This is a genomic window from Shewanella sp. KCT (genome assembly GCF_007636505.1).
Classification (GTDB): domain Bacteria; phylum Pseudomonadota; class Gammaproteobacteria; order Enterobacterales; family Shewanellaceae; genus Shewanella; species Shewanella halotolerans.
Genome location: NZ_LVDJ01000001.1, coordinates 456,475 through 468,074, shown reverse-complemented (window position 1 = coordinate 468,074; position 11,600 = coordinate 456,475). Strand labels below are relative to the sequence as shown.

Here is an 11,600-nt window from a genome sequence, read left to right as displayed (position 1 = left end):
GCTTTTGGCGAATACCCGTTTGAGGGAAGCGTGTATTCGCCTCTTTTTTCACTCGACCGACTTCCATAAAATACAGATTGCACGCCCTTAGGCGCTGTGCAGATCAATAATGAATAATAAAGAGAAGCATCGGATGTCACAAAACACCCTATCAGCCCAAGGCACGCCCACCGTTAAACCTGCACTCAGCTTCTGGCAGATCTTCAACATGTGTTTCGGTTTCCTGGGGATCCAGTTTGGCTTCGCGCTGCAAAATGCTAACGTCAGCCGTATCTTTCAGACGCTCGGTGCGGCGATTGATGACATCCCTATTCTCTGGATAGCCGCGCCGCTCACAGGGCTTTTGGTGCAGCCGATCATCGGCTATATGAGTGACAACACCTGGGGCCGCCTGGGCCGTCGCCGCCCTTATTTTTTGATCGGCGCCATCTTCACCACCTTAGCCATCTTCATCATGCCCCACTCGCCCGTGCTCTGGGTTGCCGCGGGCATGCTGTGGATCATGGACGCCTCGATCAACATCGCCATGGAGCCGTTTCGCGCCTTCGTGGGCGACAACCTGCCCAGCAAACAACGTCCCCTTGGCTACGCCATGCAGAGTTTCTTCATCGGCATCGGCGCCGTGGTGGCCTCGGCCCTGCCTTACCTGCTGACCAACTACTTCGATGTGGCTAACACGGCGCCCGAGGGTGAGATCGCCGACTCGGTGCGCTACGCCTTCTATTTCGGCGGCGCCGTGCTGCTGTTAGCCGTCAGCTGGACTGTGTTTACCACCAAAGAGTACTCACCCGAGGAGTTGGCCCGCTTCGAACAGGAAACCGGCGAGCAGGTCACCCTGCATCACGATCGCAGCTGGCAGGCCTATCAGAAAGGCGCCATGCTCTGGAGCCTGGTGGGCGCCATCTTAACCGCCGTCATCTTCTTGCAGTCTCTCGATAAACAGCTTTATTTGCTTGCCCTTGGGATCTTCGCCTTCGGCCCGCTGCAGTGGTTCTGCGCTAACACCCTGAAACATATCAAGGGCGAAGAGCGCCACCAGCAAGGCATGGTGTTTAGTGTGGTCGATGCCCTGTTCCATATGCCGAAGGCGATGCGCCAGCTGGCAGTGGTGCAGTTTTTCTCCTGGTTCGCCCTCTTCTCTATGTGGATCTACACCACGGCGGCGGTAACGGATCATCACTATGGCACCCAGGATGTGCTGTCTAAGGCCTACAACGATGGCGCCGACTGGGTGGGCATGCTGTTCGCCTCTTACAACGGCTTTGCCGCCGTAGCCGCCATCTTCATCCCGCTGCTCGCCATGGCGGTTGGCCTCAAGGTCACTCATCTGATCAACCTCTGCTGTGGCGGAATTGGCTTGATTAGCTTCTACTTTATTCAAGGCCCAAACCTGTTATGGCTGCCCATGATAGGTGTGGGTATCGCCTGGGCCTCTATCCTCTCTATCCCTTATGCCCTGCTGTCCAACGCACTGCCCGCCGCCAAGATGGGGGTCTACATGGGGATCTTTAACTTCTTCATCGTGATCCCTCAGCTGCTGGCCGCCAGCGTGCTCGGCGTACTGCTCAATGCCTTCTTCGATGGCAAACCGATCTTCGCCCTGATCCTAGGTGGCAGCTTCATGATCCTGGCTGGAATTAGCGTGCTGTTTGTCAGCAGCGAAGCGAGCAAAGCCGAGCGCTAATGCGTAAAGCTTGAGGCTTCACAAACACACAGACTTACACGACTTAAACGACTTAACTGACTTAACCAAAATATAAACATAATAAACGAGACCCTGAATATGACGTCTAAGCCAGTACCTTTTACGCGCACACTGATCGCCCTCTCCCTAGGCGCCCTGCTTAGCGCCTGTGGCGGCGCCAAGAGTGATATCGACGCCGCACCTGCACCAAGTGCCAGCGTATCTGAGACAATTTCAGTTGCACCGGGCGCGCCCGGCGCTTCCCCTACCTGGGCCTTTTCCGGCAAGACAGGGATTGGCACCTCGTTCGAGCCCTATGTGACCAATGCGCAAGGCGCCGATCAATACCTGAGCAGCCAGGCCAATCCCGTTAGCCGGGTATGGTTTTCCCTGGCGCAGGGGATCCTCACCGAGACCATGTATGGGCTTATCCATAACGCCCAGCTCAAAGAGGCGGAGTTCATCATCAGTGGCAATGGCTTCGTCGATACCGAAAAAGACAATACCCTCACCAGCATAGATTACCTACATAAAGATGAAGCTGGACGGCCATTGTCCCTCGCCTATAAGGTGATAAACAAAGATATCGAGGGCAAATATCAGATAGAGAAGCACTTCTTTACCGATCCCGATCGCGACAGCCTGGTGATGCAGGTGTTCTTTACCGCCTTCGAGCCGGGGATCACCCCCTATCTCTACGTCAATCCCCATATCGACAACAGCGGCGCCAACGATATCGCCAGCGTGAGCCAAGATGGCAACAGCCTCTACGCCTACACGGGCGATAAAGATTCCAGCGTGCTGACCGTGCGCGGTGACATTCCCTTTACAGCAAGTAGCGTGGGCTTTGTCGGCGAGTCTGATGGCCTGACCGATCTTAAGGCCAACGGCGAGTTGAACTGGCATTACGCCAGCACCAGCGCTGATAAGCAAAGCCTAGGTAATGTCGCCATGACGGCAGCGCTGCCTACTCTGGAAGTTGGCGATGCTAAGCGTCCAAGTCTTAGCACTACCTTAGTGTTTGGCTTCGGCGCAGATAAGGCCAGCAGCGAGCAAAATGCCAAAGACACTCTTAAAGATGGTTATGACAAGGTGCTTGCCGCCTATAACGGTGAAGGTGATGCCATCGGCTGGCAGGACTATCTGCAGTCGCTCTCAAGTCTAAATGCCATGACGGCCAATACCGCCGATGAAGGTAAGCTACTCTATACCAGCGCCATGGTGCTCAAGGCCCAGGAAGATAAGACCCATGCAGGCGCCCTTATCGCCTCACTCTCTAATCCTTGGGGCGACAGCGTCTCGGCCGTCACCGGCTCGACAGGCTACAAGGCCGTCTGGCCAAGGGACTTCTATCAATGCGCCATGGCGTTTCTGGCCATGGGCGATACCCAAACCCCTAAGGTGGCCTTCGAGTATCTAAAGAAGGTTCAGGTTACGGCTACGACACCCGGCTATAGCGGCGTGCCCGGCTGGTTCCTACAGAAGACCCATGTGGATGGTCAGATAGAATGGGTCGGCGTGCAGCTGGATCAGACCGCCATGCCTATCATGCTCGGTTGGAAGCTCTGGCAGGCGGGCGTGCTGAGCGACGATGAGATCGCCAGCTGGTACCGGATCATGTTGAAGCCGGCGGCCGATTTTTTGATAAGCGGCGGCGAGGTCAACCTCGACTGGAACCACACCCAGATCACACCGCTTAAGACACAGCAGGAGCGCTGGGAAGAGCAGCAAGGCTACTCCCCCTCTACCGCAGCGGCGGTGATCACGGGCCTTATTACCGCCAGCGATATCGCCAAGCAGGCAGGCGATTTGGACTCAAGCGAGAAATATCTCGCCAGTGCCAAATCAATGGCCAAAAAACTCGACTCCTTGGTAGTGACCCAGCAAGGCCTGCTAAGCGCAGAGGATGGCACAAAGGCACCTTACTATCTGCGCCTTGCGCCCAACGGTACGCCAGACAGTGCAGATAAGCTCGCCGACAACAATGGCCGCGCAGGCTTAGATCAGCGTGAGGTGTTAGACGGCGGCTTCCTAGAGCTGGTGCGTTACGGCGTGAAGAGCGCCAACGACAAAACCATCAACGACACCCTCAAGCTTATCGATAACACGGCGCTCGAGGATAATCTCAGGGTCAGGTATGAATTTACCGCCAAAGATGGCAGCACGTTCCCCGGCTTCAGACGCTACGGCAACGACGGCTATGGCGAAGACACCGCCACAGGCGCCAACTATGCCGAGAATGGCAGCAACACTCCTGGGCAACGCGGCAGAGTCTGGCCGTTCTTCACCGGCGAGCGCGCCCACTTCGAGCTGGCCAAGGCGATCGCCGATGGCACGCTCAATGATGCAAGCAAGGCGCAGCTGGTACAGACCTATGTCAAGGGAATGGAGGCTTTTGCCAACGAGGGACTGATGCTACCCGAGCAGGTTTGGGATGGTGTTGGCGACAAGACCCGCTTTAACTATCAGCATGGCCAAGGCACTAACTCGGCCACCCCGCTTGCCTGGACCCACGCCGAATATGTGAAGATGGTGCGCTCCATTACAGAGGCTAAGGTGTGGGACCACTATGAGGATGTGGCCAAGGCACTTAACAACTAAGCAAACATTAAGGCTCAGGCTTAACAATTAAATAGAAGCTATTTCCAAAGCCAGTCCACGCGACTGGCTTTTCTTTGCCCTATCGTGCTGGCGCTAGATGCATCACGATAAGCCCCAGCCCAAGGTGCACTTTTACACGCTTGCCTACCCTAACCCAGCATAATTTAACCTGGCCGATCCAAGTCTAAAGAGGCCGCTTACAAAGGCGCTTTTCAACGTTAATCTATTTCGCCCGAGTTCCCCCTAAAATCCCCCTCTTCCATAAAGGCTGTAACCTTGCTGTGATACCCCACCACATCCCCATATAAAAAGATATAACGAAATTTCGGGTTATAACATCATGTTCTTTTTATGAGCGAAATCCGCACCGGCTATGGGTTTGCCCCTAATACGGAGGAAGTTAGAGTGGGTAATTTCTCCCGATAAAGATGATATTTCAGCAAAATTGATAAAAATGAATAAAAAAATTTGAAAAGTATTGATATACTTCCCCCCGAATTTTAGAACGTAACTCCAATAGAGTAGAAAAATGACTGATTTATCAAAGTACAGAAACATTGGTATCTTCGCTCACGTTGATGCGGGTAAGACCACCACAACAGAGCGTATCCTAAAGCTAACCGGTAAGATTCATAAGATCGGTGAAGTTCATGATGGTGAATCGACAACCGACTTCATGGAACAGGAAGCTGAGCGTGGTATTACCATTCAGTCTGCTGCTGTAAGTTGCTTCTGGAACGATCACCGTTTCAACGTCATCGACACCCCTGGCCACGTTGACTTCACAGTTGAAGTTTATCGTTCTCTAAAAGTACTAGACGGTGGTATCGGTGTATTCTGTGGTTCTGGTGGTGTTGAGCCACAATCAGAAACCAACTGGCGTTATGCAAACGAATCTGAAGTTGCGCGTATCATCTTCGTAAACAAGTTGGACCGTATGGGTGCCGACTTCTTGCGCGTTGTTAAGCAAACTAAAGACGTTCTTGCGGCTAACCCACTCGTAATGGTACTGCCTATCGGTATCGAAGATGAGTTCAAGGGTGTTGTCGATCTACTAACCCGTAAAGCATGGGTTTGGGACGAATCTGGACAAGCTGAAAACTACAGCATCGAAGATGTACCTGCTGACATGGTTGACCTGGTAGAAGAATACCGTGAGCAACTGATCGAGTCTGCCGTTGAGATGGACGACGATCTGATGGAAGCTTACATGGAAGGCGAAGAGCCAGCTATGGAAGACATCAAGCGTTGTATCCGTGAAGGTACTCGTACCATGCACTTCTTCCCAACATACTGTGGTTCTGCGTTCAAGAACAAAGGTATGCAGCTTCTACTAGACGCGGTAGTTGATTACCTACCTGCTCCACAAGAAGTTGATCCACAGCCTCTGACTGACGAAGAAGGTAACGAGACTGGCGAACACGCTATCGTTGACGCTGATGCACCTCTGAAAGCACTTGCGTTCAAGATCATGGATGACCGTTTCGGTGCCCTGACCTTCGTACGTATCTACTCAGGCCGTATCAACAAGGGTGACACCATCCTTAACTCTGCAACAGGTAAGACTGAGCGTATCGGTCGTATGTGTGAAATGCAGGCTGACGAGCGTAACGAACTTGAAACCGCACAAGCTGGTGACATCATCGCTATCGTGGGTATGAAGAACGTTCAGACTGGTCACACTCTGTGTGATGTTAAGCACCCATGTACTCTTGAAGCCATGGTGTTCCCAGAGCCAGTAATCTCTATCGCAGTAGCCCCTAAAGACAAGGGCGGCAGCGAGAAGATGGGTATCGCTATCGGTAAGATGATCGCAGAAGATCCATCATTCCGCGTTGAAACTGACGAAGATTCAGGCGAAACCATCCTTAAGGGTATGGGTGAACTTCACCTAGACATTAAGGTAGACATCCTGAAGCGTACTTACGGCGTTGAGCTGATTGTAGGTGAGCCACAAGTGGCATACCGTGAAACTATCACTCAAGAAGTTGCTGATAGCTACACTCACAAGAAGCAATCTGGTGGTTCTGGTCAGTTCGGTAAGATCGACTACGTTATCCGTCCAGGCGAAGCAAACACTGGCTTCACATTCAAGTCTTCTGTTGTTGGTGGTAACGTACCTAAAGAATACTGGCCTGCTGTTGAGAAAGGTTTCGAGAGCATGATGCAGACTGGTACCGTTGCTGGCTTCCCAGTACTAGACGTTGAACTAGAACTGACTGACGGTGCTTTCCACGCAGTTGACTCATCAGCTATCGCGTTCGAAATCGCTGCTAAAGGCGCATTCCGTCAATCTATGCCAAAAGCTGGCGCGCAACTGCTTGAGCCTATCATGAAAGTTGACGTATTCAGCCCAGAAGACAACGTAGGTGACGTAATTGGTGACCTTAACCGTCGTCGCGGCATGATCAAAGATCAGCAAGCTGGTGTGACTGGTGTTCGTATCAAGGCTGACGTACCGCTTTCAGAAATGTTCGGTTACATCGGTTCTCTACGTACAATGACCTCTGGTCGTGGTCAGTTCTCTATGGAGTTTTCACACTACTCACCATGTCCTAACAGCGTATCTGAAAAAGTTATCGCTGAAGTTAAAGAAAGAGAAGCTAAGAAGTAATCTTACTCCTTAACTGAAGTTTCTTTACTAAAAACCCTAACAATGTATGTTGTTAGGGTTTTTTCTTTTGTGTCTTTTCCCTTACAGGAGCCCTTATGTCCCAAGATGCCATAGTGGTATTGGATTTTGAAACCACAGGCCTCTCCCCCTTACAGGGCGATCGCGCCATCGAGATAGGGGCGGTTAAATTGCAGCAAGGTGTGGTAGTCGATAGATTTCAGCAGCTGATGAATCCCGGCTTTGCCGTCAGTAGTTTCATCGCCGATTACACAGGGATCACCAATGCGATGCTAAGTGATGCGCCAAGTTGCGAGACCGTCATGGCTGACTTTGCCGACTTCATCCAGGGCTGTCATCTGGTGGCTCACAACGCCAGTTTTGATCAGAAGTTTTTAGCGGCGGAATTTGCGCGCATCAACCTGGAGCAATCCCAGCCCTTTGCCTGTTCGCTGCTGCTGGCAAGACGCCTGTTTCAAGCGGCGCCTAACCATCAGCTAGGCACCTTAGTGAATTATTTAGGTATTGCCAACGATGGCGTGTTTCACCGCGCGCTGAACGACGCCGAGGTCACCGGCGCCTTATGGCTGGCGCTGAGCGATGCGGTATCACAGAGATGGGCATGCCCTGCACCCAGTTTTGAATTGATGCTTAAGCTGCAACGTCAGCCTAAGCATCAGCTAGAGAAGTTTATGCGAGCCTATTCAGGCTAACGCTTTTCGCCACAAGACTCGCGCTCAATCAGGCTGGTGGGGATCAACTGATTGCTCACCTCCTGCCCCTTAATCTGCTTCAGCAGGCTCTCAACCAAGATCTCGCCGGCGAGCTTAGTGTTCTGCTTAATGGTGGTCAGCGGCGGATTGGCGAAGCTCGCCACAGGAATATCGTCATAACCCACGACAGACACATCCTCAGGCACCCTCAGCCCCTGCTCTTTCAGCGCCCGCATGGCGCCAATGGCGATGAGATCGCTGGCGGCGAAGATGGCATCGAAGGATCGTTTCTGTGCCAGCAGTTGATTGGCCGCCTCGAAGCCTGAGCTTTCCGTGCTGATGGCATCCACCTGCAGGTTTTTCTGTAGCGGCACACCTGCCGCCTTGAGCGCCTGTTGATGGCCTAGGTAGCGCGCCTGAAATTCAGGGCTATGGCTTGAGGCATCGCCAATGAAGGCGATATTACGCCGCCCCTTTGCCAGCAGATGCTCGGTGGCCAACACGCCCCCTTGACGGTTATCACAGCCAATGGAGAGCACGGAGGACTTATGCTGCGCCGGTCCCCAAATCACTAGGTGGGTATTCTGCGCCGCCAGCTTATTGAGCTTTTCCTCGTAATCCATGTAGTCGCCGTAACCGAGCAGAATAATGCCATCGGCCTTATTGCTGTCTTCGTAGTCGGCGTGCCAATCGCTGCTAAGCTGCTGAAAGGAGACCAGGAGATCATAGCCCTGCTGCGCCGTTGCCCGGGTGATAGAACCCAACATGGAGAGGAAGAATGGATTGATCAGCGAATCGTCGTTGGTGGGATCTTCACACAATAACAGCGCCAGGGTCAGACTGCTTTGGGTGCGCAGGTTGCTGGCGTTCTTGTCGACCTTGTAATTAAGTTCCTTGGCAATGGCCTGTACTCTCAAGCGCGTCTCTTCATTGACGAGCGGACTGTTTCGCAATGCCCGCGATACCGTGGATTGTGACACCCCGGCGCGGTAAGCGATATCGATAGAGGTAGCTTTCGTTGTCATAATTATGGGCGACCTTGTTATACACAAACAGGGCGAGCAAGCGCCCGCCCCTTAAGAAGCTCGATTATATCCCAAGCTCCTTCATCAGATCATCAGAATCGTCGACCACAACGGCACTATTAACTGCCGCCGACCAGGAAGGGTCTGCTGCCTGACTGCCCTGGCCGTGCTGGGCCAGCAAGGCATCGGGATCGTCTTCCTCATGCTCGAAATCTGCCAGCTTGATAAATTCAGTCTTATCCATGGCGTATTCCAGATAGAAGATATGGTTTCTGGCGGTCTTGAAGGCGACGCGGCGCGCCACCGCCTCATCCAGGTTGGTGTCGATGGAGATGGTCAGTTCTTTGTTAATGGTCAGCATCTTAGGCTGACTCTGATTGATCGAGGTCTGCAGCTCCTTGTTTACCTTGACGATAAAGTCGCCCAGGATCTGGTTCATCAACTCGCCCATCACATCCCCCACCTCATCCGAGGTATGGGAGAAGGCCAGCTCAGATTCGGGCATCCCCATCTGCTTCATATAGGCTTGGTAGATCTCCACCGCCGCCGGGGCCGAAAAGTTGATCACCACAAGGCCTGAGAATCCACCGTCGAAGATGGAGAAGCAGCCAAGATCTGGCTTGAGGCAGGTCTTAGTGATGCTCTGCACCATGGCGGCATGGCTCACCTGGCTGCCCGTGGTACTGGTTAGCACACGACACACCGAATGGCAGAGTTTTAACAAAATATCGTCGGAACTGATCACTTGCGAGGTCATAGTCTCATCACATGTCAAAAAAGAGTCATACTCCATTCTGCGCGCTATTACGATAAAAATCAAAATCAAAACAGGGGATTAGTTAATTCTCATTCAGCGGCGAAATAACAACCAGATCTGCGGTTCGTAAAATCGTGACATCTTACCCGGCGCTTCCCCACTCACTCCCTATCAAAGGCCTTTAAAAAACGCCGTTAACTGCCTCACAAAGGATGTAACACACATTGTTCGGTTGCGTAAAAATGCCAAAAAGATCCAGAGTCAACGTGAGCCAGTTCAATTAATTAACAATAAACAGTCAATCGATTGACTATTCGTTGCCACCGCATTCTCAACCCTTTCGTTAGCCTGTATATTAGCAACATTTAACCGGGCTATTGATAGGACATAACATGCTTGCGATCCTCAGAAGGTTCACCATTCTACAGCGCCTCATCTTAATGCTGGTGCTTGCCGCCATAGGCACCTTTGTCTTCGCCAGCTTTTCGATCAACGAGCAGCGCAACAACCTGATTAAACAGAAATGGCTGCAAAACGACGCGCAGCTATCCACGCTCCTGAGTGTGATCGACACTCACTACCGCCAGAGCCAGCAAAATATCCTGACGCCAGAAGACGCCCAGCGAGAGGCGGCGAATCAGGTCAATCAGATCCAATATGGCGAGAGCGGCTATTTCCTGCTGTTCGATGCAGATCATACCCTGCTGGCCAATGGCGCATCGCCTGACCAGCTCGGCATCAAGGCATCAAAGCTCACCAGCCAGATGGGCGGCAAGGCTTTAGATAAGTTACTGGACAAGGCCATGGCCTCGGGCATCGCCAAGGCCAGCATGGAGATGAGAAACCCCATCACAGGCGAGCAGGAAGAAGCCCTAATGGAGGCCCGCACCTTCCCCGCATGGCAGTGGACACTGGTGACAACCTCTTACATGAGCGATGTCAACGACACCACCATCAGCGTGATGTACAACTATCTGGGGATAATGTTGCTGATCTCTGTGCCTATATTTGCCTTCTTCCTGATCCTCAATCACTCCATTAGCTCACCGCTGAATCAGGCGATCGATGCGATGAAAGATATTGCCGAGGGTGAAGGCGATCTGACCAAGCGCCTGCCCACCCAAGGCAAAGATGAAGTGGTGGCTCTGGCCATCGCCTTCAACAGCTTTGTACGTAAGATCAACAAGATGGTTGCCGATCTCCAGCCGGTGGGACACGATCTCAACCAGGACGCCGACCGTTTATTCAATGCCGTTGCCGAGTCCAACGCCAGTGTCGATCATCTGCATCAGGAGACCAGTAGCGTCGCCACCGCCATCAATCAGATGCTCTCCACCACCCATGAGATGGCCAGCAGCACCCAGCAGGCAGCCGATGCCGCCAATAGCGTCAAGCAGCAAGCTCAGGACAGTAAGCAGCAGATGGACGGCACGGTAGAGAATACCCATAAGTTGGTTCAGGAGCTGAAGAATGCCGAAGGCATCACCCAGCACCTTGGGGTGTCTTCCGAGCAGATCGGCAGCATATTGGATGTGATCCGCGGTATCGCCGATCAAACCAACCTGTTGGCGCTAAACGCCGCCATCGAGGCCGCCCGCGCCGGCGCCCATGGCCGCGGCTTCGCCGTGGTAGCCGATGAGGTGCGCGCTCTGGCCAATCGCACCCAGGACTCCACCAACGAGATCCAGAAGATCATCACTGACATTCAAAATGGCGTCGCCAACGTGATGCACAGCAACAGCGATACGCAGACCCAATCGGTCGAGCTGCAGCAGCAAGCCCAGGCCGTGGGTGAATCCCTCAACACCATCCTGGAGCTGATCGCCCATATCAGCGACATGAACACCCAACTGGCCAGTGCCACCGAGGAGCAGTCACTGGTGACCGAGGAGATCAACCGCAACATCTGCAGCATCACTGAGCTGTCTGAGGTATCGGTCAAGGCCAACGAGAGCAATCGCATGGCGGCAGAGTCTCTGCGTCAGATCAGCCAGACCAGCGCCAAGATCTTGGGTCAGTTCAAGGTTTAAAACTAATCTCTTAATTGGACACTGTGAGCCAAATTAGAGATAAAGAAGGGAGCCAGATGGCTCCCTTTTGTTTTGCCACAAAGGCGAAAAGTAGTTTATCGTCCCGGCTTGAATACAGGCACTAAAAATCCCAGCTCAAAGCTCGACAGCGGGCGTTAAATCTGTGATAAGCTTAACGA

Annotated in this window: 7 protein-coding genes; 5 read left to right on the top strand and 2 right to left on the bottom strand. The window is 52.8% G+C overall.

Annotated features, from left to right (window positions below; all coding sequences use genetic code 11):
* The first annotated feature begins 133 nt into the window (after positions 1 to 133).
* From AYI87_RS02095 to AYI87_RS02080, 4 genes are all read left to right on the top strand, one after another.
* Positions 134 to 1,684, top strand: a complete 1,551-nt coding sequence (locus tag AYI87_RS02095; protein ID WP_260865047.1) for an MFS transporter — start codon at positions 134 to 136, stop codon at positions 1,682 to 1,684.
* 99 nt (positions 1,685 to 1,783) lie between these two features.
* The gene (locus AYI87_RS02090; protein WP_144199157.1) at positions 1,784 to 4,285 is read left to right on the top strand and encodes a glycoside hydrolase family 15 protein; all 2,502 of its coding nucleotides are present in this window, start codon (positions 1,784 to 1,786) and stop codon (positions 4,283 to 4,285) included.
* 529 nt (positions 4,286 to 4,814) lie between these two features.
* Positions 4,815 to 6,899, top strand: a complete 2,085-nt coding sequence (gene fusA / locus AYI87_RS02085; protein WP_144199155.1) for an elongation factor G — start codon at positions 4,815 to 4,817, stop codon at positions 6,897 to 6,899.
* Between the two features lie 95 nt (positions 6,900 to 6,994).
* Positions 6,995 to 7,609, top strand: coding sequence for a PolC-type DNA polymerase III (locus tag AYI87_RS02080; protein WP_144199153.1), 615 nt, complete (start codon positions 6,995 to 6,997; stop codon positions 7,607 to 7,609).
* Here AYI87_RS02080 and AYI87_RS02075 read toward each other — a convergent pair.
* A complete protein-coding gene (locus tag AYI87_RS02075) occupies positions 7,606 to 8,634 on the bottom strand; it encodes a LacI family DNA-binding transcriptional regulator (protein ID WP_011865668.1) in 1,029 nt (342 codons plus the stop codon). The genes AYI87_RS02080 and AYI87_RS02075 overlap by 4 nt on opposite strands.
* A gap of 64 nt (positions 8,635 to 8,698) precedes the next feature.
* A complete protein-coding gene (locus tag AYI87_RS02070; protein WP_011865667.1) occupies positions 8,699 to 9,391 on the bottom strand; it encodes a DUF3334 family protein in 693 nt (230 codons plus the stop codon).
* A 392-nt stretch (positions 9,392 to 9,783) separates the two neighbouring features.
* Here AYI87_RS02070 and AYI87_RS02065 point away from each other — a divergent pair, with 392 nt between their 5' ends.
* The gene (locus tag AYI87_RS02065) at positions 9,784 to 11,421 is read left to right on the top strand and encodes a methyl-accepting chemotaxis protein (protein WP_144199151.1); all 1,638 of its coding nucleotides are present in this window, start codon (positions 9,784 to 9,786) and stop codon (positions 11,419 to 11,421) included.
* Positions 11,422 to 11,600: the final 179 nt, after the last annotated feature.

Coding starts and splice junctions, on each gene's coding strand:
- AYI87_RS02095 (WP_260865047.1), top strand. CDS start 134: ATGTCACAAAACACCCTATCAGCCCAAGGCACGCCCACCGTTAAACCT.
- AYI87_RS02065 (WP_144199151.1), top strand. CDS start 9,784: ATGCTTGCGATCCTCAGAAGGTTCACCATTCTACAGCGCCTCATCTTA.
- AYI87_RS02070 (WP_011865667.1), bottom strand. CDS start 9,391: ATGACCTCGCAAGTGATCAGTTCCGACGATATTTTGTTAAAACTCTGC.
- AYI87_RS02090 (WP_144199157.1), top strand. CDS start 1,784: ATGACGTCTAAGCCAGTACCTTTTACGCGCACACTGATCGCCCTCTCC.
- AYI87_RS02075 (WP_011865668.1), bottom strand. CDS start 8,634: ATGACAACGAAAGCTACCTCTATCGATATCGCTTACCGCGCCGGGGTG.
- fusA (WP_144199155.1), top strand. CDS start 4,815: ATGACTGATTTATCAAAGTACAGAAACATTGGTATCTTCGCTCACGTT.
- AYI87_RS02080 (WP_144199153.1), top strand. CDS start 6,995: ATGTCCCAAGATGCCATAGTGGTATTGGATTTTGAAACCACAGGCCTC.